At 68.0% G+C, this 24,745-nt stretch carries 25 protein-coding genes, 1 tRNA gene and 1 pseudogene; 16 read left to right on the top strand and 11 right to left on the bottom strand.

Annotation, left to right across the window (positions count from 1 at the left end):
- Nucleotides 1–7 precede the first annotated feature (7 nt).
- The 6 genes from AMYAL_RS0100655 to AMYAL_RS0100630 all read left to right on the top strand — a co-directional run bounded on the left by AMYAL_RS0100655 (nucleotide 8) and on the right by AMYAL_RS0100630 (nucleotide 6,993).
- The gene (locus AMYAL_RS0100655) at nucleotides 8–1,204 is read left to right on the top strand and encodes a sensor histidine kinase (protein ID WP_020629368.1); all 1,197 of its coding nucleotides are present in this window, start codon (nucleotides 8–10) and stop codon (nucleotides 1,202–1,204) included.
- Nucleotides 1,201–1,806, top strand: coding sequence for a response regulator transcription factor (locus AMYAL_RS0100650; RefSeq protein ID WP_020629367.1), 606 nt, complete (start codon nucleotides 1,201–1,203; stop codon nucleotides 1,804–1,806). Before AMYAL_RS0100655 ends, AMYAL_RS0100650 begins: the two co-directional genes overlap by 4 nt.
- 32 nt (nucleotides 1,807–1,838) lie before the next feature.
- Entirely contained in the window at nucleotides 1,839–2,492 is a 654-nt protein-coding gene (locus AMYAL_RS0100645) for a YdcF family protein (RefSeq protein ID WP_020629366.1), read from the top strand.
- A 40-nt stretch (nucleotides 2,493–2,532) separates the two neighbouring features.
- Nucleotides 2,533–3,801 carry a deoxyguanosinetriphosphate triphosphohydrolase gene (locus AMYAL_RS0100640; RefSeq protein ID WP_020629365.1) on the top strand — a complete coding sequence of 423 codons (1,269 nt, stop codon included), beginning with the start codon at nucleotides 2,533–2,535 and terminating at the stop codon, nucleotides 3,799–3,801.
- A gap of 303 nt (nucleotides 3,802–4,104) precedes the next feature.
- Nucleotides 4,105–5,181, top strand: coding sequence for a serpin family protein (locus AMYAL_RS0100635; protein ID WP_020629364.1), 1,077 nt, complete (start codon nucleotides 4,105–4,107; stop codon nucleotides 5,179–5,181).
- A 9-nt stretch (nucleotides 5,182–5,190) separates the two neighbouring features.
- Nucleotides 5,191–6,993 carry a hypothetical protein gene (locus tag AMYAL_RS0100630; RefSeq protein ID WP_020629363.1) on the top strand — a complete coding sequence of 601 codons (1,803 nt, stop codon included), beginning with the start codon at nucleotides 5,191–5,193 and terminating at the stop codon, nucleotides 6,991–6,993.
- Here the strand turns inward: AMYAL_RS0100630 and AMYAL_RS0100625 are convergent.
- Nucleotides 6,983–8,239 (bottom strand): aldehyde dehydrogenase family protein, encoded by a 1,257-nt coding sequence (locus AMYAL_RS0100625; RefSeq protein ID WP_020629362.1) that lies wholly within the window; start codon nucleotides 8,237–8,239, stop codon nucleotides 6,983–6,985. The two genes, AMYAL_RS0100630 and AMYAL_RS0100625, sit on opposite strands and share 11 nt — an antisense overlap.
- Before the next feature lie 238 nt (nucleotides 8,240–8,477).
- Between AMYAL_RS0100625 and AMYAL_RS0100620 the strand changes: the two genes are divergently transcribed.
- Nucleotides 8,478–9,044 (top strand): carboxymuconolactone decarboxylase family protein, encoded by a 567-nt coding sequence (locus AMYAL_RS0100620; protein WP_020629361.1) that lies wholly within the window; start codon nucleotides 8,478–8,480, stop codon nucleotides 9,042–9,044.
- Nucleotides 9,045–9,049: 5 nt separating this feature from the next.
- Here AMYAL_RS0100620 and AMYAL_RS0100615 read toward each other — a convergent pair whose 3' ends face one another.
- A complete protein-coding gene (locus tag AMYAL_RS0100615) occupies nucleotides 9,050–9,988 on the bottom strand; it encodes a sigma-70 family RNA polymerase sigma factor (protein ID WP_020629360.1) in 939 nt (312 codons plus the stop codon).
- 50 nt (nucleotides 9,989–10,038) lie between these two features.
- Between AMYAL_RS0100615 and dnaG the strand changes: the two genes are divergently transcribed.
- From dnaG to AMYAL_RS0100600, 3 genes are read left to right on the top strand one after another with little or no spacing between them, the layout of a single operon-like run.
- A complete protein-coding gene (dnaG, locus tag AMYAL_RS0100610; RefSeq protein WP_026466619.1) occupies nucleotides 10,039–11,940 on the top strand; it encodes a DNA primase in 1,902 nt (633 codons plus the stop codon).
- 2 nt (nucleotides 11,941–11,942) lie between these two features.
- A complete protein-coding gene (locus tag AMYAL_RS0100605) occupies nucleotides 11,943–12,455 on the top strand; it encodes a hypothetical protein (RefSeq protein WP_020629358.1) in 513 nt (170 codons plus the stop codon).
- A 33-nt stretch (nucleotides 12,456–12,488) separates the two neighbouring features.
- Complete coding sequence (locus AMYAL_RS0100600) at nucleotides 12,489–13,253, top strand: trans-aconitate 2-methyltransferase (protein WP_020629357.1); 765 nt, start codon at nucleotides 12,489–12,491, stop codon at nucleotides 13,251–13,253.
- 59 nt (nucleotides 13,254–13,312) lie between these two features.
- Here AMYAL_RS0100600 and AMYAL_RS49140 read toward each other — a convergent pair whose 3' ends face one another.
- The gene (locus AMYAL_RS49140) at nucleotides 13,313–13,537 is read right to left on the bottom strand and encodes a hypothetical protein (RefSeq protein WP_093976630.1); all 225 of its coding nucleotides are present in this window, start codon (nucleotides 13,535–13,537) and stop codon (nucleotides 13,313–13,315) included.
- A gap of 112 nt (nucleotides 13,538–13,649) precedes the next feature.
- Between AMYAL_RS49140 and AMYAL_RS0100590 the strand changes: the two genes are divergently transcribed.
- Both AMYAL_RS0100590 and AMYAL_RS49135 read left to right on the top strand, forming a co-directional pair.
- Nucleotides 13,650–13,722, top strand: a tRNA-Asn gene (locus AMYAL_RS0100590).
- 639 nt (nucleotides 13,723–14,361) lie between these two features.
- A complete protein-coding gene (locus AMYAL_RS49135; RefSeq protein WP_143267903.1) occupies nucleotides 14,362–14,784 on the top strand; it encodes a hypothetical protein in 423 nt (140 codons plus the stop codon).
- A gap of 748 nt (nucleotides 14,785–15,532) precedes the next feature.
- On the opposite strand, the gene AMYAL_RS0100575 is transcribed toward AMYAL_RS49135, so the two are convergent.
- The 4 genes from AMYAL_RS0100575 to AMYAL_RS50115 all read right to left on the bottom strand — a co-directional run bounded on the left by AMYAL_RS0100575 (nucleotide 15,533) and on the right by AMYAL_RS50115 (nucleotide 19,047).
- The gene (locus AMYAL_RS0100575) at nucleotides 15,533–17,050 is read right to left on the bottom strand and encodes a nucleobase:cation symporter-2 family protein (protein WP_020629353.1); all 1,518 of its coding nucleotides are present in this window, start codon (nucleotides 17,048–17,050) and stop codon (nucleotides 15,533–15,535) included.
- Nucleotides 17,051–17,366: 316 nt separating this feature from the next.
- Nucleotides 17,367–17,927, bottom strand: a complete 561-nt coding sequence (locus tag AMYAL_RS45465; RefSeq protein ID WP_084702070.1) for an RICIN domain-containing protein — start codon at nucleotides 17,925–17,927, stop codon at nucleotides 17,367–17,369.
- 161 nt (nucleotides 17,928–18,088) lie between these two features.
- The gene (locus AMYAL_RS49775) at nucleotides 18,089–18,847 is read right to left on the bottom strand and encodes a LysR substrate-binding domain-containing protein (protein ID WP_167336133.1); all 759 of its coding nucleotides are present in this window, start codon (nucleotides 18,845–18,847) and stop codon (nucleotides 18,089–18,091) included.
- Between the two features lie 20 nt (nucleotides 18,848–18,867).
- Nucleotides 18,868–19,047: a LysR family transcriptional regulator gene (locus AMYAL_RS50115; protein WP_245192734.1), complete on the bottom strand. Its 180-nt coding sequence runs from the start codon at nucleotides 19,045–19,047 to the stop codon at nucleotides 18,868–18,870.
- Nucleotides 19,048–19,363: 316 nt separating this feature from the next.
- On the opposite strand from AMYAL_RS50115, the gene AMYAL_RS0100555 reads away from it, so the two are divergent.
- Together AMYAL_RS0100555 and AMYAL_RS49130 are read left to right on the top strand one after the other, a co-directional pair.
- On the top strand, nucleotides 19,364–19,594 hold the full coding sequence (locus tag AMYAL_RS0100555) for a hypothetical protein (RefSeq protein WP_020629349.1): 231 nt from the start codon (nucleotides 19,364–19,366) through the stop codon (nucleotides 19,592–19,594).
- A gap of 12 nt (nucleotides 19,595–19,606) precedes the next feature.
- Entirely contained in the window at nucleotides 19,607–19,768 is a 162-nt protein-coding gene (locus AMYAL_RS49130; RefSeq protein WP_020629348.1) for a hypothetical protein, read from the top strand.
- Between the two features lie 78 nt (nucleotides 19,769–19,846).
- Here the strand turns inward: AMYAL_RS49130 and AMYAL_RS0100545 are convergent, their stop codons facing one another.
- Nucleotides 19,847–20,356, bottom strand: a complete 510-nt coding sequence (locus AMYAL_RS0100545; RefSeq protein WP_020629347.1) for a GNAT family N-acetyltransferase — start codon at nucleotides 20,354–20,356, stop codon at nucleotides 19,847–19,849.
- A gap of 22 nt (nucleotides 20,357–20,378) precedes the next feature.
- On the opposite strand from AMYAL_RS0100545, the pseudogene AMYAL_RS50260 reads away from it, so the two are divergent.
- Nucleotides 20,379–20,695, top strand: a pseudogene (locus AMYAL_RS50260) (hypothetical protein); the annotation flags it as partial.
- Nucleotides 20,696–20,991: 296 nt separating this feature from the next.
- On the opposite strand, the gene AMYAL_RS45460 reads toward AMYAL_RS50260, so the two are convergent.
- The 3 genes from AMYAL_RS45460 to AMYAL_RS0100530 form a co-directional block, all read right to left on the bottom strand.
- Nucleotides 20,992–22,248 carry a CynX/NimT family MFS transporter gene (locus tag AMYAL_RS45460; protein ID WP_020629346.1) on the bottom strand — a complete coding sequence of 419 codons (1,257 nt, stop codon included), beginning with the start codon at nucleotides 22,246–22,248 and terminating at the stop codon, nucleotides 20,992–20,994.
- Nucleotides 22,245–22,937 carry a FadR/GntR family transcriptional regulator gene (locus tag AMYAL_RS0100535; protein WP_020629345.1) on the bottom strand — a complete coding sequence of 231 codons (693 nt, stop codon included), beginning with the start codon at nucleotides 22,935–22,937 and terminating at the stop codon, nucleotides 22,245–22,247. The genes AMYAL_RS45460 and AMYAL_RS0100535 overlap by 4 nt, the downstream gene beginning before the upstream one ends.
- 71 nt (nucleotides 22,938–23,008) lie before the next feature.
- Nucleotides 23,009–23,404: a VOC family protein gene (locus AMYAL_RS0100530; protein WP_245192732.1), complete on the bottom strand. Its 396-nt coding sequence runs from the start codon at nucleotides 23,402–23,404 to the stop codon at nucleotides 23,009–23,011.
- A gap of 111 nt (nucleotides 23,405–23,515) precedes the next feature.
- Here AMYAL_RS0100530 and AMYAL_RS0100525 point away from each other — a divergent pair, with 111 nt between their 5' ends.
- Nucleotides 23,516–24,733: a cytochrome P450 gene (locus tag AMYAL_RS0100525; protein WP_020629343.1), complete on the top strand. Its 1,218-nt coding sequence runs from the start codon at nucleotides 23,516–23,518 to the stop codon at nucleotides 24,731–24,733.
- Nucleotides 24,734–24,745: the final 12 nt, after the last annotated feature.

Raw genomic sequence — 24,745 nt, 5'->3', positions numbered from 1 at the left:
TGACCAGGTGAAGGACTACTCGGGCAGAGTGCAGACGGGTTTGAACAACCGGGAGAACTGGTGGGCGGACATGCCGCCGCGGACCGGTAGCGGACCCCGGCCGGGACGGTGGGCCATCATCGGCATCGCCTTCATCCTGCCCAGCTTCATCCCCACCGCGGTCGAGCTGACCACCGACGGGGTGACCGGGGAAGAACTGGTGCTCGCCGCTCTCATGCTCGCCTACGGCGCCTGCTACGTGCTGTTCCCGCTCAGCCTGTCGCCGTCCCGGCGGAAGACGACCTACACCTTCTCGGTGGGGATGCTGCTCATCGGCCTCGCCCTGGTGTTCCTGCACGACAACAACCCGTACATCCTGATCTACGCGACGGCGGTGCTGTCCTTCACCTTGCCTGCGGCATGGGCGTTGATCCTGGACGGCGGTGCGCTGCTGCTGGTGCTGGCCGTCCACCTGGCCATCGGGAGGGACGACTTCGGTGACCTGGTGGCGACCGCTTCGATCACGGCGGCGATGTTCTTCATGGCGAACCTGGTCCGCGCGGTGCGGAAGCTGGAGGCGGCGAACCGGGAGATCGCGACGCTCGCGGTGGCGGGGGAACGCGAGCGCCTGGCGCGGGACCTGCACGACATCCTGGGCCACAGCCTCACCACCATCACGGTCAAGGCCGGGCTCGCCCGCCGCATCCTGGAAAGCGGCAAGGACGATCCCCGAGCGCTGCAGGAGATCAGCGACGTCGAGAACCTGACCCGCAGCGCGCTCTCGGACATCCGTGCCACGGTCTCCGAGTATCGCGAGGTGTCGCTTTCGGCCGAGGTCGCCGGGGCGAGGGCGGCGCTGCGGGCGGCCGAGATCGACGCCGACCTGCCGCACGCGGTGGACAACGTCGAACCCGCGCTGCAGCGGACCTTCGGCTACGTGCTGCGGGAGGCGGTCACCAACGTGCTCCGGCATTCCGGGGCGAAACGGGTCAGGGTCCGCCTCGGCAAGACCTGGCTGGAGATCGAGGACGACGGTGACGGCGGCGAGGTCACGGCGGGGAACGGCCTGCGCGGGCTCACCGAACGGCTGGACGCGGTCGGCGGGACCTTGACCGCCACCGCGCCTTCCGGGGGAGGATGGCTCGTCCGCGCGGAGGTACCGGAGTCCGCCGTGCGGAGCGGCGCCCGTGCGCCGCTCACCGAACCCGCTGGAGGCTGCGCGTGATCCGGGTCCTGCTCGCCGATGACCAGGCCATGGTGCGTGGGGCGCTGGCCACCGTGCTCGGCCTCGAAACCGACATCGAGGTGGTCGCCCAGGTCGGTTCGGGCGACGAAGTGCTTCAGCGGGCGAAGGAGACCGCCCCGGACGTCGCGCTGCTCGACGTCCAGATGCCGGGCAAGGACGGCCTCGAAGCCGCCGCCGAGCTGCACGGCGCGCTGCCGTCCTGCCGGATCATCATCTGCACCACCTTCGGCAGACCCGGCTACCTCTCGCGGGCGATGGCGGCGGGCGCCGCGGGGTTCGTGGTCAAGGACGCCCCGCCGGAGCAGCTCGTCGACGCCGTCCGCAGAGTCCACCGTGGACTCCGGGTGGTCGATCCCGCGCTCGCCGCCGAGTCCCTCGCCACCGGCGCCAGCCCGCTCACCGGACGCGAGCGCGACGTCCTCCGGGCGGCCAAGGACGGCAGCACGGTGGCCGACATCGCCGGTGCGCTGCACCTTTCCGAAGGCACCGTGCGCAACCATCTTTCGGCCGCGATCGGCAAGACCGGGGCGAGGACGCGAGCCGAGGCGGTGCGGCTCGCGGAAGAACACGGCTGGCTCTGAGATCGTCTTGCCGCTCTGAGAGAATCACCACCGTGAGTACCGCCGAACGGACCAAACCCACCCGCGCGAACTGGGTGCGCCGGACCGTGGCGGGGTTCCTGCTGATCGTCGTCGCGGTGATCGGCGGGACGGCGTTCCGGGTCTGGCAGGTCGCGCGGGAGGACGTGCGTGATCAGGCCGACGTGATCGTGGTGCTCGGCGCGGCCCAGTACAACGGCAGGCCGTCGGAGATCTTCCAGTCGCGGCTGGCCAAGGCGAAGACCTTGTACGACCAGGGCGTCGCCAAGGTGATCGTCACCGCGGGCGGCAAACGGGCCGAAGACAACTACACCGAGGCCCAGGCCGGCGCGCAGTGGCTCCGCAAACGTGGCGTGCCCGCGTCGGCGACGCTGCCGGTCGGCGAGGGCAGTGACACGCTCCGCAGCCTGCGCGCGGTCGCCGAGCAGGTGCAGAAACGGGGCTGGAAGACCGTGGTGCTGGTCAGCGACCCGTGGCATTCCTTCCGCGCGCGGGCGATGGCCGACGACCTCGGGCTTCAGGTGTGGACGTCGCCCACCCATCGCGGCCCGATCGTGCAGACCCGCGAGACGCAGGCCCGCTACATCGTCCGCGAGACCGGCGCGCTGCTGTATTACCGCCTCACGAAGTCCCCGGCGGACACTCTGTTCGGTACCGGTGAGGTCTGACGCGGCGATAAGTGTCGGTGATCGCGTTTAAGCTGGTCACGTGGACACCTACACCGAGGCCGACAGGGCGCGCCTGCTGCCCGAGCGGCCCAAGGGCGCGGCGCTGGAAGGCGCGGAGGACGGGCGGAGTGCCTTCGCCCGTGATCGCGCGCGGGTGCTGCACTCGGCGGCCCTGCGGCGGCTGGCAGGCAAGACCCAGGTGGTCGGCCCCGGTGAGGGTGCCGAGGTCAGCGGCGTGCCCCGCACCAGGCTGACGCATTCGCTGGAGGTCGCGCAGATCGGCCGCGGCATCGCGGACGAACTGGGCGCGGACCCCGACCTGGTGGACACCGCCGGGCTCGCGCACGACATCGGGCATCCGCCGTTCGGGCACAACGGCGAGCGCGCGCTGAACGAGGTCTCGCAGCCGTGCGGCGGTTTCGAGGGCAACGCGCAGACGCTGCGGATCCTGACCAGGCTGGAGCCCAAGGTCCTGCTCGAAGGCGGGGTCGTCGGCGGGCTGAACCTCACCCGCGCCTGCCTCGACGCCTCGACGAAGTACCCGTGGCAGCGCGAAGAGGGCAATCCGAAGTACGGCGTCTACGCCGACGACGCCGAGGTCTTCGCGTGGGTCCGCTCGGGCGCGCCGGACCGCCGCACCTGCCTGGAAGCACAGATCATGGACTGGTCCGACGACGTCGCGTACTCCGTGCACGACGTCGAGGACGGGGTGCTGGCTGGCCGGATCTCGTTGCGGGTACTGGCCGACGCCGAGGAACGCGCGGCGGTGGCCGAGGCCGCGCGGAGGTTCTCGGACCAGTCACAGTCCACTTTGGAGGGTGCGGCGAAGGAACTGCTCGACCTGCCCGTGGTCGCGGAGCTCACCGAACCGGGACTCGACGGATCGCTCAAGGCGCAGGTCGCGCTGAAGCGGCTGACGAGTGAACTGGTCGGCCGGTTCGCGACGGCGGTCGTCGGCGCGACGAGGCAGGTGTACGGCGAAGGTCCGCTCAGCCGCTACGCCGCGCGCCTGGTCATTCCGGAGCAGGTCGCGGCCGAGGTCGCGTTGTTCAAGGCGCTGGCGCTGCGGTACGTGATGAGCGACAGGCGGCGGCTCGCGATGCAGGACGGCCAGCGCCAGACGCTCGCCGAACTGGTCGGCGCGCTGTGCCGCCGCGCGCCGGACGCGCTGGACGGCCTGTTCCTGCCCGCGTGGGAGGCCGCCCCGGACGACGCGGCCCGGCTGCGCGTGGTCGTCGACCAGGTGGCGTCGCTCACGGACGCGCAGGCCTACGCGTGGCACGCCTGGCACACGGGCCGCCACGGCTGAGTCGTGAGGACCCCGGCCGCGCGCGTGTCGTCCGTCTGATCACGCGAGTTCGCCGCCCAATCACGCGAGTCACGTGTCTGATCACGCGAGTCACGCTTTCCGGCCCGGCGACCCACCCGACCGACTCGGTACCGGCGCTCTTGCCCGCCTGAAGTCCGTGAAGGCCTCCTTGCCTACCCTGAAGGTAGTGAAAGAGGCCTTCACGGACAGCAAGAGTGAAACTCGCACCTTCGCGCCAACCCTCGAGCACGAGGGAACCTTCGACAGGAGACGGGCGGGCTCGTCCACGGTACGGTCTGCGGCATGGGAGCTGTCGAAAGCCACCTCCGGTTTGGTCTGGACCTCTACCGGGTGCTGGCGAGCCGCGCGGAGAACGCGTGCTTCTCGCCGTACTCGATCGCGAGCGCGCTCGGCCTGGTGACGCAGGCCGCCAAGGGGAAGACCAGAGAAGAACTGATCGCGCTGCTCGGCGACCCGGACGAGCTCGCCGACCTGCTGGGCAAGGCCTCGTCGCTGCTCGACGACGGTCCCGAACTCGCGGTCGCGAACACGCTCTGGGCCTGGGACGGGCTGACGCTGCAGGAGTCCTTCCGCGAGGAGCTCGCCACCTGGCCGGGCGGCAAGGTCGAGAGCGCCCCGTTTGGCGACGATCCGGAGGCCGCGCGGCGGCTGATCAACGCCGATGTCGCCGAGGCCACCCGCGAGCTGATCCCCGAACTGCTCAAGCAGGGGACCGTCTCGCCGGACACCGTCGCCGCGATCGTCAACGCGCTGTATCTCAAAACCGCGTGGACCAACCCGTTCTCGCGTGACAACACCGCGCCCGCGGACTTCCACGCGCCGTCCGGCACCCGTACGGTTCCGACGATGTGGCTCGAAACGCGGCTCGACCACACCCACGAGGACGGCTGGCAGGTCGTCCGCCTCGGTGCCGAGGGCGGGGTGGAGGCGGTCATCCTGCTGCCGGATGGCGACCTCGACGACGCCGAACTCGACGCGGGCAAGCTGGCGGGACTGCTGGAGAACACGCGGTCCAAGACGCTCGCCCTGTCGCTGCCGAAACTCGATCTGGACGTCGACAGCCCGCTGACGACGAAACTGCAGGACCTCGGTGTGCGCACGATGTTCACCGCCGCCGCCGACCTCACCGGGCTCGCCGACGACAAGCGGATCGAAGTGTCCGACGTCCTCCACCAGTCCGTGCTCCGCATCGACGAACAGGGTCTCGAAGGCGCCGCCGCGACGGCGGTGCTGATGCGGCTGACGTCGATCATGGTCGAAGAACCGCTGGAAGTCGCCGTCGATCGTCCTTTCCTTCTGCTCGTCAGGCATGCCTCGACGGGTGTGATCTACTTTCTCGCCCGCGTTGTCGAGCCGTGAGGATGGTCAGTGAGTCTTTTCCAGGCTGAGGCGGCGGACGTGGAGGCCGACGAGACTCCCGCGAGACCCCGCCGGTTCGCCGCGGCCGACGCCGCCATCATGGGCGCCTTCGTACTGTTCGCCTTCTTGCTCTACAACGGGCTCTGGCTCGATCTCGAAGAGGGCTATCTCTGGAACAGCGCGTCGGACCAGAATCTGTGGGAGTGGTTCTTCTCCGTCACCGCGGACAACGTGCTGCACCTGAGGAATCCGCTCAGCTCGCACTTCCAGAACCATCCGCTCGGCGTGAACCTGATGGCCAACACGGCCATGCTCGGCATCGGCATCCCGCTTTCGCCGATCACGCTCACCTTCGGCCCGACGCTCACCTGGGCCATCGCGCTCACCGGTGGTCTCGCCGGCACGGCGGCCGCCTGGTACTGGGTCTTCTCGCGGCACCTGGTCACCCACCGGGTCGGCGCGGCCATCGGCGGCGCGTTCATCGGATTCGCCCCGCCGATGATCTCGCACGGCAACGCGCATCCGAACTTCGTCGCGTGGTTCGTCCTGCCGTTCATCGCGCTGCTGATCTTCAAGATCGCCCGCGGCGAACGCCCGGTCCGCAACGGGATCTTCCTCGGCCTGCTGGCGGCGTACCAGGTCTTCCTCGGCGAGGAACCGCTGCTGATCTTCGCGATGGCGTTCGCGATCTTCGCCGTCGCCTATTTCGCGACGAACCACCGCGAGTTCCCGCCGATGGCGAAACCGCTGGGGATCGGTGTCGGCATCGGTGTCCTCGTGGCGCTCGTGCTGTGCGCTTTCCCGCTGTGGTGGCAGTTCTTCGGCCCGCAGAGCTATCAGGCGATCGAACACGGTTCCGTCGGGAACGACACGGCCGCCTTCACCCGGTTCGCGACGCAGTCGGTCGCCGGGCAGCCGCAGGCCGCCGCGGACGTGTCGATGAACCGCACCGAGGAGAACGCGTTCTTCGGCTGGCCGCTGATCGTGCTGATGGTCGTCATCACCGTCTGGCTGTGGCGCGAGGTGTTCGCGCGGGCGCTGGCGATCTCGATGTTCGTGATGGCCTGGCTCTCGCTCGGCGTGCAACTCGTGGTGGTGCACGAGGAAACCGGGATTCCAGGGCCGTGGAAACTCCTGTCGGAACTGCCGCTGTTCGAGTCGCTGCTGGAATCTCGGCTCGCGATGGGCTGCATCCCGCTGATCGGCGCGCTGCTGGCGCTGGCGACCGAGCGCGCCTACGCGGTCGCGTCGAAGCTGCCGGAAGTGCCAGGGGAGCGGCGATTCCCGTTGCGGCTGGTGTGGATCGGCGTCGTCATCGCGGTACTGCTGCCGATCGCGCCGACGCAATTGGTCGTGAAGGAGCGGCCGCCGACGCCGAAGTTCCTCGCCGACGGCACCTGGCGGTCTTATGTCGCGCCCGGCGGGACCCTGGTGCCCGTGCCGTTGCCGAGTTCCGGCGAATCCGAGCCGCTGCACTGGCAGATCGACGCCGGTCTCGGCTATTCGATGCCGGAGGGCTATTTCGTCGGACCGAGCGGCCCGGAAGACAAACGCGGCCGCTACGGCGCCATCCAGCGGCCGACGTCGATCATCTTCGACCAGATCAAGCAGACCGGCGTGCCCGCGACGATCACCGAGTCGCAGCGGGTGCAGGCGCTGGAGGATCTGCGGTACTGGAACGCCGACGTCCTCGTGCTGATCCCGCGCGAACATCAGGACGCGTTCCGGGCCACGGTGGATCTGCTGCTGCGCAAACCCGCCGAGTTCGTCGACGGCGTCTGGGTCTGGGACGTGCGGACGATCACCCCCTGATCGCGAGCGCCGACCACCGCGAGCCCGCGAACGGCTCGTCGGCGGACTGGGCCGGGTGTTCGTTGACCCGGACCGTGCCGCAGCCGAGCCGCGCCGCGACCTCGGCGGCGTACTCCTCGTCGGCGCCCCACACCGATCCGCACAGGCCGAACGCCGTGGCGTTCGCCAGCCCGACGGCTTCGTCCACTGTGGAGCATCGGACGACCGGCAGCACCGGGCCGAACTGTTCCTCGATCACCACGCGCATGCCGTCGTGCGCCTCGGCGAGGATCGCCGGTGCGAAGAAGTAGCCCGGCCCTTCGAGCGGTCCGCCGGTGACGATCCGCGCGCCGTCCGCCCGCGCCTCGGCGGTGAGTCCGGTGACACGGTCGTAGCGGGGCCGGTTGTTCACCGGGCCGATCTGTGTCCCTGGTGTCCGCCCGTCGCCCACCACGACGTTCGCCGCCATGTCCGCCAGCGCCTCGACGACACCGTCGTAGGCGGACCCGACGGCGTAGACCCGTTCGACCGCCATGCCGATCTGCCCGCAGTTGGCGAAAGCGCTCCAGAAGAGCCGTTCCGCGATGGCGGCCGGATCGGTGCCGGGGAGGACGATCGCGGGATCGTTGCCGCCCACTTCCAGGGTCAGCCGGTGCCAGCCCGCCGCGGCCGCGACCTGCTTGCCGGTGGCGGACGAGCCCATGAAGTCGACCTTCCGGATCCCTGGATGGGCGACCAGTTGCTCGCCGAGCGGATCCTGTCCGGTGAGCACGGTCAGCACGCCCGGTGGCAGCACTTCCGTCAGCATCCGGCCCAGGTGCAGCGTGGTGAGCGGAGTGCGCGGTGACGGTTTGAGCACCACCGTGTGCCCCGCGGCGAACGCCGGCGCGAGTTTCGCGGCGGCCAGTTGCACGGGGAAGTTCCACGGCGTGATCGCGGCGACCGGGCCGTCGCCGACGACCGCCGGTTCGAGCCTCGACCGGGCGAAGTACCGGAACCGCGCCGCCGCCTTGGTGAACTCGGCTTTGGCTTCCCGGAGCGGTTTCCCCTGCTCTTCGGTCAGCACGGGCGCCAGCACCGCCGCGGCCTCCTCGACCACGACCGCGCACGACGCCAGCGCCGCGTGCCGGTCCGTGGCGCGCCAAGCGGGCCAGGCGTCGGCGGCGGCACGGACCGCTTTGTCGACATCGGCCGGTCCTGCGTTCGGGACGGCCGTGATCCGTTGCCCGGTCGCGGGATCTTCGACGGCGAGCATGCGATGGTCCATGTAGTTCCTCCGGTGGGAGAGTGCGGAGGGTCGCCGAAGAGACCGGATGTGCCGGCATCGATGGGTGGGGAAGGAATCGCCGAGCGTAATCGTACCCTCGACGATCCCTTGAGGGTTCCGGCGAAAAGGCGAACTCGGCGCCGTTCCCACCGCGTGGCCCACGTCACCGAGAGCGACTGTCACGTCCGCGCGGGCCGTCTCGTCCACCTGCTGATCGCAACCGCACGAGGAGGACACCATGCCGCGCATCCCCGCCGTCAAGACCGCCGAAGCCGGTTTCCTGCTGAAGCTGATCTACAAGTTCGCCGGGAAGCGCTTCGGCGCCGTTCCCGAGCCGATGGCCGTCTACGCGCACCACCCGGCGCTGCTCCGGGCCAACGGTGTGCACGAACTGCTGGCGGAGAAGGCCAGCAAGACGGTGCCCGCGAATGTGCGTGAGCTGGCCGTATACCGCGTCGCGACCCGGCTCGGCTGCTCGTGGTGCATCGATTTCGGGACCATGCTGCAACTGCACGAGGGACTCGACATCGAACGGCTGAAGAACATCGACGACTACGCGAAGTCGCCCGCCTTCACCGCGCAGGAACGGCTCGCGCTCGCCTACGCCGACGCGATGACCGCGAGCCCGGTGACCGTCACCGACGAGCAGGTCGCCGAACTGGAACGCGAGTTCGGCCGCAAGGGCGTCATCGAGCTGACCTATCAGATCGGGCTCGAGAACATGCGTGCCCGGATGAACAGCGCGCTCGACATCACCGCGCAGGGCTTCACCTCGGGCGACGCCTGCCGGATCCCGCTTCCCTGACGCGGTCAGGGGCCCACGCGGGTGCGGGCGGTGCTGAGCTTGTCCGGGTTCGCCATGTCGTAGATCGCGACGATCTTCCCGTCACGGACGACGAAGGCGTCGACGTGCTCGTCGAGCGCCCGGTACTGCCCCGAAGCGGCTTGCGGCGGGATGTAGAGCCCGAGGTCGCCGTTGACCAGCGCGAGCCTCGCCTGCTCGATCCCGGCCGGGTCGTACATCCGCATGAGCCCCTGGAACAGCCGGGTGACCTTGTCGAACCCGGTGACCGTGTGCACCGCGGTGCGCGCCTTGCCGCCGCCGTCGCCGACGAGGACGACGTCCGGGTGCAGCACCTCGGCCACCGCCTGGATGTCGCCGGTGAGCATCGCGGTCATGAACTTCTCGATGATCTGCTGCTGCTCGGCGAGCGCCGTCCGGGGCGGCGGATCGGCGTCGGCGACCGCGCGGCGGCCGCGGGAACCGTGCTGGCGCGCGGCTTCCACGGTGCAGCCCAGGATTTCGGCGATCTCGCCGAACGGCACCGAAAACGCGTCGTGCAGGACGAACGCGACGCGCTGCTCGGCGGTCAGCCGGTCGAGGACCACCATCGCCGCCATCCGCATCCCGTCGTCGCGGACGGCGACGGTCAGCGGGTCCTCCGAAGACGGCGTGCCCAGCGGGCCGAGGACCGGCTCGGGCAGCCATTCGCCGACGTACCGCTCGCGGCGCACCACGGCCGAACGCAGCCTGTCGAGGCAGATCCGGCTGACGACGGTGGTCAGCCAGCCTTTGTGGTCCTCGATGGCCGCGCGGCGGCGCTCGTCCAGGCCGCTCAGCCGCAGCCAGGACTCCTGCACCGCGTCCTCGGCGTCGGACAGCGCGCCGGTGAGCCGGTACGCGACCGACACCAGATGGGGGCGCAGTGCGGCGAAGTTCCCGGCGAGTTCGTCGAGGGCGGTGCTCATTCCCCGAGTGTGCCGCACGGCGCTCCGGGAGCAAGAACTAGAGTGGAGACGTGGCAGGACGGATTCGGGATAGCGACATCGCGGAAGTGCGCGACCGCAACCGGATCGACGAGGTCATCGGTGACTACGTGGCGCTGCGCAGCGCCGGTGGCGGCAGCCTGAAGGGGCTTTGCCCGTTCCACAACGAGAAGACGCCGTCCTTCAACGTGCGCCCCAGTCACGGCACCTTCCACTGCTTCGGCTGTGGCGAAGGCGGCGACGTGATCAAGTTCATCCAGAAGATGGACCTGATCTCGTTCGTCGAGGCCGTCGAGCGGCTCGCGGATCGCGCCGGTTTCCGGCTCACCTACGAAGGTGGCGGCGGAAGCGTCCAGCGCGATCGCGGAACCCGCGCCCGGTTGATCGAAGCGCACCGCGCCGCCCAGGAGTTCTATGCCGAGCAGCTGCTCACCCCGGACGCGCGCGCGGCGCGGGACTTCCTGTCCGAGCGGGGTTTCGACGCCGCCGCCGCGCAGACGTTCGGCTGCGGGTACGCCCCGGCGGGCTGGGACAAGCTCACCAAGCATCTGCTCAACCGCGGGTTCGAGGTCAAGGAACTGCTCACGGCCGGGCTGGCCAAGGAAGGGCAGCGCGGGCCGATGGACCGGTTCAACCGGCGGCTGCTCTGGCCCATCCGCGACGTCGGCAACGAGGTGGTCGGATTCGGCGCGCGGCGCCTGTACGACGACGACCGCGTCTCGGCGAAGTACCTGAACACCGCGGAATCGCCGATCTACAAGAAGTCGCAGGTGATGTTCGGCCTCGACCTGGCCAAACGCGAGATCGCGAAACGGCACCAGGTCGTCGTGGTCGAGGGTTACACCGACGTGATGGCGATGCACGCCGCCGGGGTGCCGACGGCCGTCGCGTCGTCGGGGACGGCGTTCGGCGAGGACCACATGAAGGTCCTCCGGCGGCTGATGATGGACGACGACGCCTTCCGCGGCGAAGTGATCTTCACCTTCGACGGTGACGAAGCCGGTCAGAAGGCGGCGCTGAAGGCCTTCGAAGGCGACCAGACCTTCGCCGGGCAGACCTACATCGCGGTCGCCCCCGACGGCATGGACCCCTGCGAACTGCGGCTCGCCAAGGGGGACACCGCGGTGCGCGACCTGGTCGCGCGGCGGATCCCGCTGTTCGAGTTCGCGATCAAGAGCATGCTCAAGGCCTTCGACCTCGACTCCGTCGACGGTCAGGTCGCGGCACTGCAGAAGACCGTCCCGATGGTCGCCGGGATCAAGGACCGCGCCAGCCGCGACGGCTACGCATCGAAACTCGCCTGGTGGGTCGGCTGGCAGGACGCGGCGCAGGTGGTGAACCGGGTCCGCGGAAGCGCGGGGGCCACGGCGAAACGCTCCGTCACCGTCGAGCCCCGGCGGCCCGCCGCAGCCGCCACCGCGACCGCCGAGGAGGACCTGCCGAGGCCCGCGCCCGGCGACCCGCGGTTCATCGCGCAGCGCGAAGCACTCAAAGCGGCACTGCAGCAGCCGATGCTCGCCGGGACGGAATACGACGCCCTCCCCGAGGACGCGTTCACCCATCCGGTCTACGTCGCCATCCACAAGGCGCTGCTGTCCGCCGGGGGAGCGGGTTCCGGGCTGACCGGTCCCGCCCTGCTCGACGCGGCCGCCCCGCACTGTCCACAGGGGACGGTGCGGCGAGTGCTCAGCGAGCTTTCGGTGGAACCGTTGCGTGCCAAGGGCGAGGTCGACTCGCGCTACATCTCCGCGCAGCTCGCGGCGGTGCAGGAAGGCATGGTCGGCCGCCAGATCAACGAGATCAAGTCGAAACTCCAGCGGCTTTCCCCGGTCGAGGCGCCGGACGACTACCGCGCGCTGTTCGGCGACCTCGTCGCCCTGGAGCAGTACCGGAAGGCGCTGAAGGAACAGGCCATCGGCGGATTGGACTACTGAGCATGGGCTGGCTGCGTCACCTGCTGGGTGACCGTGTCCCGGCGGATTTCGACGGCACGCTGGAGGACGGCGAACACGTCGTCGGGAGCGCGGCGGTCGAAGGCGGCGGGTACCTGCTGGTCACGCCGCTGGGACTGTGGATCCCCGGCCCGCGCCGGGTCGGCTGGCATCTGGTCGGCAAGGCCGCGTGGTCCGACGGGGTGTTCACCCTGACCGAGTCCGAGGAGACCGGGACCGCGGGGCGGGCCGTGCTGCTGGCCGACAAGACCCCGGTCCGGTTCAAGCTCGCCCAGCCGGGCAAGGTCCCGATCCTGGTGCGGCAGCGGGTCGACGGCTCGGTCCGGGGGCGGCACCGCAAGGAACTCGAGCCAGGGGGAGCGTGGTTCGTCGAGCGCAAGGTCCCCGGCCAGGACGGCACGGTGCTGCAGGTGCGGCCCGATCCGGGCACGGACGCCGACGTGATCAAGGCGATCGCCGAGGAAGCGGCGGAGAAACTGGCCAAGCCCCACGGCTAGCAGTACGCTCGTACTGTATCGCTGGGAGGCGCCATGTGGGATCCGGTCAAGTACCTCGACTACGCCGACCTGCGGGCCAGGCCGTTCTACGACCTCATCGGGCGGATACCGGCCGAGAAGCCCCGCCGGGTCGTCGACCTCGGCTGCGGCCCTGGCAACCTGACCGCCGACCTGGTGGAACGCTGGCCGGACGCGATCATCGAGGCCAGCGACAGTTCACCCGAGATGGTCGAAGCCGCTCGCTCGCGGGGCGTCGACGCGCGAGTCCTCGACGTCAACGACTGGGCGCCCGAACCGGACACCGACGTCGTGATCTCGAACGCCGTGCTCCAGTGGGTGCCGGAGCACCGCGTCCTGCTCCGCCGCTGGGTGGATCTCCTGCCGTCCGGGGCGACGCTCGCGTTCCAGGTCCCCGGCAACTTCGACGCCCCGTCACACGCCCTGGTCCGAGCCCTGGCCCGCACCGAGGAGTGGGCTCCGCGTCTCGCCGACGTCGTCCTGCGGGAGAACGAGGCCGTCGACAGCCCGCTCGGCTACGGAAACCTGCTCGCCGACGCGGGCTGCGCCGTCGACGCCTGGGAGACGACGTACCTGCAGCGGCTGGCCGGGGAGAACGCCGTGCTCGAATGGATCACCGGTACCTCGCTGCGGCCGGTCAAGGAAGCCCTCCCAGGGGCCGATTGGGACCACTTCCGCGCGCAGATCGCCCGCAAACTGGACGAGGCGTACCCGCCACGCCCCGACGGGACCACCTGGTTCGAGTTCCGGCGCGTCTTCGTGGTCGCCGTCGTGAGCTGAAGGGACCCTTCATCGCGTGGCATGCGGCGAAGGGTCCCTTCAGCTCGCCCTGGGCAGGGTCAGCGCTGCCCGAACCTCTCGCCGACCTTGGCGCGAGCGACCCCGGCGGCGCCCTGCACCATGGGGTGGTCAGCGATCTTGCGGTACGTCCGCACGATCTGCTCGTACCGTCCCCGGCCGGCCTTCGCGCCCAATACGTAGCCCGCGGCCGCACCCAGCAGGAACATCTTCATCCGAGTCCACGCCTCCCGTTCGATCTTGCTCCGGCTGTCATTGTCCCTCAAAACGCGAGCTTGACGAGGCGAGCGGAAAAGTGGGGGTGGGTGCGCGGGCGTCGGAGGGGATGGGCTAAAGTTCTCTCATCGGTCGGAGCGATCCGGCCGGTGCGGAGCACAATCCCCTGTAGCTCAACTGGCAGAGCATTCGGCTGTTAACCGGAGGGTTCTTGGTTCGAGTCCAAGCGGGGGAGCACAAGGCCCAGGTCACGTGACCTGGGCCTTCTTCGTGTCTGGGGTCCGGGGCTACAGCGGACTTTCAGGATACGAGTCCTGAACCGCCGGTGAGCGGGGGCCGGTGAGCCGGCGTCGGCGCGGAGGGTCCAGGTCGATGATGATCACGACCGAGTTCGTCGCGGCCATGGTGCGGACTTCGGGAACGGGAGTCATCCGCTGGAAGGCGAGGTAAAAGCTGACACGGTGCCTCAGCCGAGGGCGGGCAGTCGTGTCGTCCAGTACTCGCCGTGTGTTCCCGGAGGATGCTGCGCCACGGTTCCCAGCCCTCCGAGGATGTCGTTGATCCACATCGACCGAAGAGTGAGTTTGGCAGAGTTCCCTCGGCGGCCGGAACGGGTTGACGTCAGGATTGCCCGAAGAGACGCCTCTGACGAGTTCGCGTGGCCGGCGCTTCGGGGCGCAAGGAGCCATCCGGCCCAATCGCGTCCATGCGGCCTTCGCGGGGACGCGCTGCGCCGACAGCGTGCTCTTGCGGGGACCTTCCATTTTTCCAATCCAAGCGATCTGCTCGCCGCTAATATCGGGCTTTGCCGGTCTCGGCCGCGACGACACTTCCCTGGTTTTGGTGATAGGTCCCTTCTGAGACGGGAGAGCTCATGCCGACCATGTCGAGAAGATTGATCGCCTTGTTTTTGGTGACTTGTGCCGCGACGGGAGGTGCTGCGCTACAGGCCTCGACCGCAAGTGCGGCTCCCGTCTCGATGGCACAGGAAGCCGGCGGAAACCAGCAAGGTTGGAGGCAGCCGGCGCCTGCGGGAACCCTGGGGGTCGGCGTCGGTGTGACGTCGGACATCCCGACTCTTTCTCTTTTTCAGTGTCCGACGGTGAGGTGCAATGAGGGTCATGCCAATCAGCAGTGGCCGACGCGGGATGATCTGGCGGACATCTGCTATCTGCCGAACAGTGCTTCGCCCGAGGGCTACTGGCATCTCGTGCTCGACCACAACCCCATCAACGAGGTCATCGGGTTCGTCCGAAGTGCGTACCTCAAAGGCGGCCTGAACGGGCAAACCTGCTGACAGGGGTTCGTGCGCGCCCGCCGTCCGCGAACACGTATCGCGTCACGTCGCGGGCAGGAGATCTAGTGGACGATCCCTCCGGTGAACATCATGACCAGTGCTGCCCTGAGAGGTGTAGATGTATACGAAGTCGCAGTTTGTGCGGGTGGTGATGCCCCTTCTTGTCGTGGCGGCACTGCTGGGCGGTACATCAAGTGCGGTAGCTGCGGAGCGGCCCGCGAAGCCTGCCTCGGAGCTTACTTACGTAGGAAAGGCGTTGATTGTCAACAAGTTCAGCCCGGACGGAAAGAGGTACTGTCTTGATGCTCACGTGAGCAGCGGAGGTGCTCTGAATTCCAAGGTCGGACTTTGGGAATGCAACGGGGTACGACGCTGATATGGAACGTGTACACCAATCCAACGGGTGGCGCGGGCTACGACTACACGTTCATCAATTACAGGTGGAATCGGGCTCTTGACTATCCTGCCGCTTCAAAAGGGTATCCGGGATGGCAGTACGGTATATATGACTATGTCAACAGTCCTGGGCAGCGGTTCGCTTTATTCAGTAAATCGAATGACCCGTTTCATTACGAAATCGCATGTGACCTGGGCGGGCTTGGGAATTTCATGGACGCGTGGGCTACGCACAGTGGGAACGGAAACCCTGTCGGCGGCGAACAATGGACTGGTCATGACCGTCAGTCGTGGATGCTCGACTTCGTGTAAGAGGTTCCGTGGAAGGCCTGTCCTGGACTGAACAACCGTGTCAGTGTCCTTCCGGTTCGGAGCCGATCCGGTACTGCACCGGGCGGCCGTCGGCGTCCCGTACCGGGACCGGGTTGCCGTCGGCGTCCACGATCTTGCCGTCGACGATCTTGTCGCCGTTCTCCAGCTGGGAGAAGGCTTTGAGGTCGGAGTAGTCGATCACCCTGGTCGCCGTCGCGAACACCGACGGGTCGGCGCCCGCCTTGCCCGGCTTCAGATGGTTGAACACCAGGTTCAGCACGACCGCCATGAGCGCGGCGGAACTGATCCCCGAGTGGAAGATCGTGCCGACCCACGCCGGGAAATGGTGGTAGAAGTCCGGCGCGGCGATCGGGACCATGCCGAGCCCGACGGAGGCCGCGACGATGACCAGGTTCAGGTTCCCGTCGTAGTCCACTTTGGACAGAGTCTTGATGCCGGACGCCGCGACCGTGCCGAACAGCACGAGCCCGGCCCCGCCCAGGACCGGGTACGGGATCGCGGCGACCACCCGGCCGAGTACCGGGAGCATGCCGAGGATCAGCAGGACCACGCCACCGGCGGTCACCACGAACCTGCTCCTGACCCCGGTGATCGCGACGAGGCCGACGTTCTGGGCGAAAGCGCTCTGGGTGAACCCGTTGAAGATCGGCGCGATCGCCGAGGACGCCATGTCGGCGCGCAGGCCGTCACCGATCCGGCGTTTGCCGACCCTGGTGCCGACGATCTCTCCCACCGCGAGGATGTCGGCCGTGGTTTCCGTGAGGGTCACCAGGATGACGATGAACATCGACACGATCGCGGCGACGTCGAAGGTCGGCGGGCCGAACGCGAACGGTGTCGGTATCGCGAAGATCGGGCCGTCCCAGACCTTGGTGAAGTCGGCCTTGCCGAGCACGGCGGCCAGCACGGTGCCCACCACGATCGACAGGAGGATCGAGAGCCGGGAGATCGCCGGGACGGCGATCTTGCTGAGCACCAGCACGATCGTCAGGGTCAGCGCGGCCAGTCCGATGTTGGAGACCGAGCCGAAGTCCGCCGCCTTGGTGTTGTTGCCCATCGCCCATTGGGCCGCGACCGGCATCAGGCTGAGCCCGATCACCGTGATCACCGTCCCGGTGACGACGGGCGGGAAGTACTTCACCAGCCGGGAGAACACCGGCGTGATGATCAGGCCGAGTACGGCGGAGGCGATCACCGCGCCGAACACCGCGGGGAGCCCGCCGTCGGCCACGATCGCCGTCATCGTCGCCACGCCGGCGAAGGAGGTGCCCTGGACCAGCGGCAGCCGGGAACCGAAGAAGGGCACACCAAACGACTGCAGGATCGTCGCCAGCCCGCCGATGAACAGGCACGACGCGACGAGCAGCCCGATTTCCGCGGGTGAGACGCCCGCGACACCGCCGATGATCAACGGGGGAGCGATGATCCCGCCGTACATCGTCAGGACGTGCTGGATGCCGTAAGCGAAATTCTTGCCGATCCCGAGCCGTTCATCCTCGGGCCTCGGGGCCGCTTCGGCCTGCGTCCTCTTCACCATGGATCCGCCTCCCGGTAGAAGCGAGCGATGCCAGCTAATTTCAGTCTGCGGAGGTTAGCTTCCACATAGCAGAACTTGCAAGACTCAATATGAGGTAGCGGTCGCTGTCGTCGCCGCGCGAGCCTGGTTTCGGCGCTCGGCCGCGAGGGTCGCCATGGTGGTGAAGAGCAGGCATCGAGCTTTCCCAGGGCCGCTCATGTTGTGCGGAGCGCCAAGGCCGCGGCGAACCGGCCAGGAAGCCGATGTCGACGGCCGGGGCTCGGCGTCGCACCACTCTTGCCATGGTGTGACGCCGAGTAGTTGCCTCCCGCGCTGGTCAGCCGACAGGGATACCGGTGTCGGACCAGCGCCACTGCTGCCACCAGGCCCACTTCTTGTGGCAGGCCCACTGGGTGGTGTCGTCTCCGGTCTTGTCGAGGCACTTCTGACTGTGCCGGGCGACCAGCCAGAATTCGCCGTCTCCGGAGTCCCGCGGCAGCCACTGCTCGTTGGTCGTGCCGCTGCACGTCGCTTGCACGATGTCGGACCCGTCGGCCTGGCCGAAGTAAGCGACGTTGAGGCACATCCCGGTGTGCCGCACCTTGATGAAGTAGTAGCCGTCGCCGATCGGCTGGATGTCCCACAGTTCGTTGCTCGCTCCCGAGCAGGTTTGCACTCCGACCGGGGCGGCGTGGTGGGTGGCCGCGCCGGACACTGCCAGACATCGGTTGTCACGGTTGACGATCTGGTAGTAGGTCGACCCAGGAGCAGCCTGCGCTTGCGCGGGCAACGCCCAGCCGCCGAGAACCGTCAGCAGCAGCGCTGCGCAGGCGGTGAGTGTCGCTTTCCGCCTTGGATTGCGCCGTTGCGGAACGTTTGGCTTCTCATGTTTACGCATTCGTATTCCTTCTTATACTTGATTCCTTTCCGTCGACCTAGCTTCGCATCGAGGCCGGCGTGTGTCGAATACATGGAATGAATGGGTCAATAGGCCATGGTTATCGCGATCAATGGGGTGTATGGCCAGCCGTCGGCCTTGGAGCGCTCCGGCGAGGTCGGTCAGTTCGACGTGCCCAATATCGTCGTGCCAGAGGGCAGGAGGGAGCGCCCGAGCTGGCGCGTCACCTTCTTGGCCATCTCGCAGAACCTCAGTACGGCGGGCCGTCTCTCGTTGCGCCGGCATGCCACGACGGCGCAGTTCGTTCCACCGTCGACGATGTCGATGAAACGGAGAAGCGACGGTGGAAGCGGTGGGTACCTGCGCACTGTTCCGGGCCCGGCGCAGATGAGGTCCGAGTGGTGAAGGGCGGTGTAGGCAAGCTCTGTCGGTGATCCGATCAGTTCTCCGACGCGTTGACCGGGCTCGCCACGTAATTCGTCGAGCATCCAGTACGACAGCACCGATGGCGCCGCCGTCCTCAGGACGATGTTCGGTACCGGCATGTCGATGATGTCGGCGACGTGCACCGCGGGTGCGTCGAAAACGGGGTTGCCGACGGCGACGCCGACCACACGCTGGTCTGCGAAGAGTTCAATCCACGCGCACTGCTCGGGATCCAGGGGCAACCGGGTGAGAGCGATGTCGACGACGTTGCCTGGCAGGCCATGGTACTGCTCGCCCGGATCCAGCAAGGTGAAGACGAGGTGGGTCTCAGGATATGCCTCGGCGTAAGCGGACAAGATCGGTTGCTGTAACTCTCCGAGCGCCTCGATCCACGACAAACCGATACGCAGGACCCCTGTGTCGGTGCGAGCCGCATTGCGGGCTTCTCGGACGCCTTCCGCGACCACCGCCAGCGCGTTACTGGCCGGCTCCACCAAGGCCTGCCCCGCGGCGGTCAGGCGGACACCCTGGGGATCACGGTGGAAAGCTCGCCGCCGACGATCTTTTCAGCCGCGCGAATCTGCTGGCTGAGGGCGGGCTGGCTGACATGGAGTCGTCGTGCGGCTCGGGTGAAGTTCGCTTCGTCCGCTACCGCAAGAAAGTAGCGCAGGTGTCGAAGCTCCAGCGCACTCACCTCCCAGGCCCTCTGAGTGCTGCGCCCAGGGTACGCGGTGCATGCGCCCGGCGTCGCTTTGTCGCTTGTCTTGGGGAGTGTGATCGGCATCGGCGGTAGATTTCCGATCGCGAGCATTTCCTTGCCGCCAGGTACTTATGGCTGCCCAATGGGGCAGCAAACCGGATTTGCCTGCTCAATTCTGCTGTCGGCATGTAACGCTTGTCGATCCACGACGACCTGGCTTGTGGCGAACCAGACAAACGACGGAAACCAGCGGTCACGTCGTCGGCTCACGCGTGCCCGGAGGGTATTCCGGCGACCAAAGGAGCCTGCTATGGCCTTTTCCGACGGAGACTGCATTCAGGATCAGTACGGAAACCGGTACACGCTGACTATCGATGAAGCCCGTCAATACATCACCGGCGCGGTCCGCAGTAGCCAGGGCGGTGGGCCGTGGATCCTCACCGGCAGCTACGTCCAGAGCGGTCCCGCGGACCCCTGGGTCTACGAGTTGACCGTCACCAACACCAACGGTGCCGGACAACCGGGATTTGTTGCTGTCTAGAAGCTCAAGGGAGTGCAGCCCACCGGCGCGTGGTACTACGACAGCGGGTTCGGAGGTCAGCAGTTCACCTTCACCTCCTGTGGCGCGGCGGCCACGATGGCCGAGGCGGCAGACGAGCCACTGCAGGTCGGCGAAAGCCGTGGGATGCGAGTAGGCCACGAATCCGGCGAGTGAGCCGGGCCAGGGCGGCGGAGAGATCACCCGGCCGTCGACCTGAAGCCTGCCTCCCTCTGAACAGTTTGGGAGGAGTGCTCATGGCGTTCCGGGACAATGCTCTGAGCGGAGCAGACCGTAGACGAGCACATCGACATACTCGCCGTGGTAGAAGGACCTGCCGCGCATGACCCCTTCCCGGCGGAACCCCAGGCGTTCGAGGGCTTTCTGCTCGCCGAGATTACCGCCATTGGTGAGGGCTTCGATTCTGTTCGCGGTCGTGCGGCCGAACAGGTAGTCCACGAGCAGGCTCTGCGCCACCGTGCCCACCCCCTGTCTGCGATGCTCGGGGAGCACCCCCACGCCGATCTCATAGGTGACACCCGAGGGGAAGCCGCGGGGCTTCCAGGAGACGATGCCGACAACCGTGTCGTCGGCCCGCGCGATCGCAACCGCCGCGGACTCGGCGGAGATATACCCGTCGATCTCCCATCGCTTGCGGCGTGCCCTCGGATCACCGAATCCGGGCCACTCGAACTCGCCGAGCGCATCGGGATCCGTGCAGAGGCGGTCGAGAAAGGCGAGGTCGGCCTCGGTGAACGCCCTCAAGTGGACTTTGTCCGGGCGGTTCGCTGGAGTCATGAAGGCCAGTATCGCAGCCTACCGCTGCATCCGCGAAGCAGTCGACCTGCTTGCTGCGCTCGCGCCCCAAGTTGGCCGATGCGCCCCGGCGGATCGACCGCCGCCGACCGCCCCTGCTACTCCGGAAAGCGCCGCGAACACGGGAAGAAAGGGCTACGGCGGCACCGTGCGTGTGCCCTACTGGGGCGGTGGGCGAATCTCTCCACAGGCCAGCAGGCGGCCGACCGCTCACACACCCGGATCCGGGCCGTAGAGGAGCGGGCCAACGCAGCCCTGCAGGGTTGGCGTCTCCTGCGCGAGCTGCGGTTCGTGGTGCTCTCATGTCCGTGAGTACGGCCTGACGCGATATCGGGCTTCTGGAATTCGATCTGTTCATGGTCGTTTCCGTGACCGGTGGAGCTGGTGCCTGCGGCACGGACTGTGTGGATTTTGGTGCGTTGGACGAGCAAAAATCCACACAGTCCCGCGTGACCGGTCCAGTCATGACAAGGTGTGTGGAAATAGGGACGTTGGACGTCCCTATTTCCACACACCTCACTCACGCGAAGGGCGTATTTGCCTACCTGCGCCTGACCTGCACAAAGGGTGACCGTCGCGGGGGGTCACTCCGATCTCGGACCTGGATACCGGTCTCGACCACCTTGCACATGACGGTCGCGCCCGGCGCCGTAACCGGCACCGGCCATGAGAAGGCTCAACGCGATGAGAAGCAGGAGAGCGCCGGTCCAGCTGCCGGTGGTGTCGTGGAGAACGCCCAGCAGCAACGGCCCGGCCGCCGCGACGAGATAGCCGATGGACTGGGCCATCCCGGCCAGCGCCGTGGTCTCGCCGGACCCGGCGGCGCGCTGGCTTTGGAAGCTCAGGGCGAGCACGAGACAGGCGCCGGTGCCCAGGCCGAGAAGTGTGCACGCCACGAGCGCGAGCGCGGGGGCGAGGAGCAGGATCGCGAAGCCGGCGGCGACGATCACCGAGGCCGCGGCGGCGGTGAAACGCTGATCGTGGCGGCCTCGGGTGAGCAACGGCAGCGCCATCCCGGTGACCAGGCCGATCAGCTGGTAGTAGAACAGCGTCCAGCCGCCCGCCGCGGTGCTCATGCCCTGGTTGGCGAGAATGCTGGGCAGCCAGGCGATCGCGGTGTAGAAGACGAGGGATTGCAGGCCCATGAAGAAGGACACCTGCCACGCCAGCCAGGATCCCCAGGGAGTACGGGCGTGCTTCCCGCGAGCTTGAACGCCGCCCTCTGACCGGGTTTCGCGAAGACGGGGCAGCCACGCGACGAGGGCTGCGAGCGCGATCACCACACCCCAGGCGAGGGCGGAACGCCAGGTTCCGGGCAGCACCTTGGCGAGCGGCACCGAAATCCCGGACGACACGGCGGCGACCAAACCCATGGCGGTGACGTAGAGAGCGTTGACGGTGTGCGCCCGCGGGCCGGGTACGTGGGTGCGGATCACCGTCGGCAGCAGCACATTCCCGACCGCGATCGCCGCCGAGAGGATCACGGTTCCGAGGAACAGGCAGGCGATCGACGGCAGGGACCGGATCACGGTGGCCACCGCCAGCACCGCGAGGGCGACCACGAGGAGGCGGGTGGTGCCGATCCGGTGCGAGGCGCGCCCGACGAAGGGTGACGTCACCGCGAACATGAGCAGCGGCACCGTGTTCAGGACACCGGCCGCCGAGGCGGTCAGCCCGGTGTCGTGCTCGATGGACGGCAGGAGGGTGCCGACGCCCGTCAAAGTCGCGCGCAAGTTGGCCGCCACCAACAGGATCGCGATCACGAGCCCCGCCGAAAGGGCGGGCTTGGCCCGGATCGGATCGGTTCTCGTCGCCACGGGAGAGGTGTTCGAGATCGTCATTTCCTTCGTTCCGTTCCGGCCTCGGTGAGCTTCACGATCTCGGCGGCGCGGTATCGTGCGCCGACCTCGTCGCCGGCGGCGATCGCCTCGACGAGACTCCTGTGCAGATCGGCGTGTTCCGCGGCGGTCGCGCTGGGCCAGAGCGTGTCGCCGATCTGCTCGACGACCGCTGTGCTGAGGACGTCGTACACGTCGGTGAGCAGCGGGTTCCCGCCGGCGTTGACCACGGCCTGGTGAAAGCGGACGTCGGCCTCGGCGGCGAGGGTGGTGTCCGGTGAACCGGCGGCTGTCTCGGCTTCGTCGAGGAGGCGCCGCAGGCAGGCCAGATCTTCTTCGGTGCGCCGCGCCGCGGCCAGGCCCGAGGCGTACTCCTCCAGCACCGCGCGCAGTTCCAGCACGTCGTCCCGCCTGGAGGTGTTGGCGCGCCTCAGCAAGACCGAGTGCATTTCACTCGATGCCCGGACATAGGTCCCGTCGCCCCGCCGGGCCTCCAGCAAACCCAGATGCGCCAGCGCGCCGAGTGCCTCGCGCACCGTCGTGCGCCCGACGCCCAGCTGCTCGACCAGATCGTGTTCCGGCGGGATCCGTGTCCCGACGGGCCATGCGCCGGAGGCGATCTTCTCGCGGAGGGTGTCCACCAGTTGCGCCGACAGGCTCGCGACACGGCGCGGCGCACGAAGTTCGTTCATAAGGGGACCCTAACACCGAATGTCTGACATTTACTGTGACGCGGACGACCCGTGCGGGCGGCTCCGGCCGGTCAGCCGAGACCTTCGGGGGTGACCAGGCAGAACGGATGCCCGACCGGATCGGCGTACACGCGGTAGCCGATGGGCTTGTCGGAACCGTCGAGGAGGTGCCCGCCCAGGGCGAGCACCTCGCGCTCCGCTTCGTCCAGGTCGGCCACGAGCAGGTCCAGATGCAGCTGCTGTGCGGGCTCGCCCCGCTTCCAGTCCGGGCGGACGTAATGGTCGGTGCGGTGGAGGGCGAGTTCGGGCTGGTCGCCGCCGAGTGTGAGGCGCACGTGGTCTGTGCCGTCCTTGGTTCGGCTCACGCCAAGGAGTGCCTCGTAGAAGGGGGCGAGGGCTTGCGGGTCGGGGCAGTCCACCACCACGACGGCGATTTTCGCGCGTGGCCGGAACGGCTCTTTCGGCAAAGTGACCCCCTCGAATATGACGCATATCACATCCTATTTGTCCGATTACCGGGGTGTCCGGCACCGGCATGCTGCGGACGAAGCACGGACAGCCGATACCTGGAGGGTTCCATGACCGACGACAAAGTGGCGACACAGTCCTTTCCGATGGCGCGCGCGGCGGGCTGCCCGCTCGCACCGGCGCCGGAACTGACCCGTCGAGCCGAACATGATCCGGTGTCGCGGGTGCGGTTGTGGGACGGCAGTACACCCTGGCTGGTCACGCGGCACGAAGACGTGCGCGCGGTGCTGGCCGACCCGCGGGTCAGCGTCGACGCCACCCGGCCCGCCTTCCCGCACACCAACGCGGTGAGCAAGGCCCGCGACACCCGGATGAAAACGCTGATGCAGATGGACGCGCCGGAGCACACCGCTCAGCGGCGGCTGCTGACCTCGGAGTTCACGATCAAGAAGATGGACGCCCTGCGGCCCCGGATCCAGCGGATCGTCGACGAACTCGTCGGCGAACTGCTCGCCGGTCCTCGGCCGGTGGATCTGGTCGAGGCGTTCGCGTTACCGGTCCCCTCGCGGGTGATCTGCGAACTGCTCGGCGTTCCCTACGCCGACCGCGACTTCTTCCAGGGAGTGGCCCGCACGCTCGTCATGGACGAAGGTGATCCCGGACAAGCCATGGCCGCCAGCGAGCAACTGAACACCTACCTGGAGGACCTGGTCGCGGAGAAGGCCGGGAAACCGGGGGAGGACGTGCTCAGCACGCTGGCCGTCGAGCAGTTCCGGACCGGCGCGATGACGGCACGCGAGATCGCGACGCTGGGCCAGCTTCTCCTGGTGGCCGGGCACGACACCACGGCCGCCATGATCACCCTGGGCACGATCGCGCTCCTGGCCGACCCGGACCAGCTGCGCGCCATCCGGGACGGCGACGATCCCGCGGTGGTGGCCAACGCCGTGGAAGAACTCCTGCGCTACCTGTCCATCACCCACACCGAGGCCCGCCGTGTCGCGCGGGAAGACCTGGAGGTCGGCGGACGGCTCATCCGGGCGGGCGAAGGCATCATCGCGGTGAAGAGCACCGCCAACCGGGACCAGGCCGCCTTCCCGGATCCCGACACGCTCGACGTCCACCGCAAGACCCGCCACCACGTCGCTTTCGGCCACGGCAGTCACCTGTGCCTGGGTGCCCCGCTGGCCCGAGTGGAACTTCAGATCGTCTACGGCACGCTCTACCGTCGCGTTCCGACCCTGAAACTGGCGGTGCCCTCGGACGAACTGGAATTCGCCGAGAACGCGGTCTTCTACACGGCGCGGGAGCTGCCCGTCACCTGGTGAACGCCCGCGATG

The organism is Amycolatopsis alba DSM 44262 (genome assembly GCF_000384215.1).
Lineage (GTDB): Bacteria > Actinomycetota > Actinomycetes > Mycobacteriales > Pseudonocardiaceae > Amycolatopsis > Amycolatopsis alba.
This window is presented reverse-complemented; position numbering and strand designations above follow the sequence as displayed.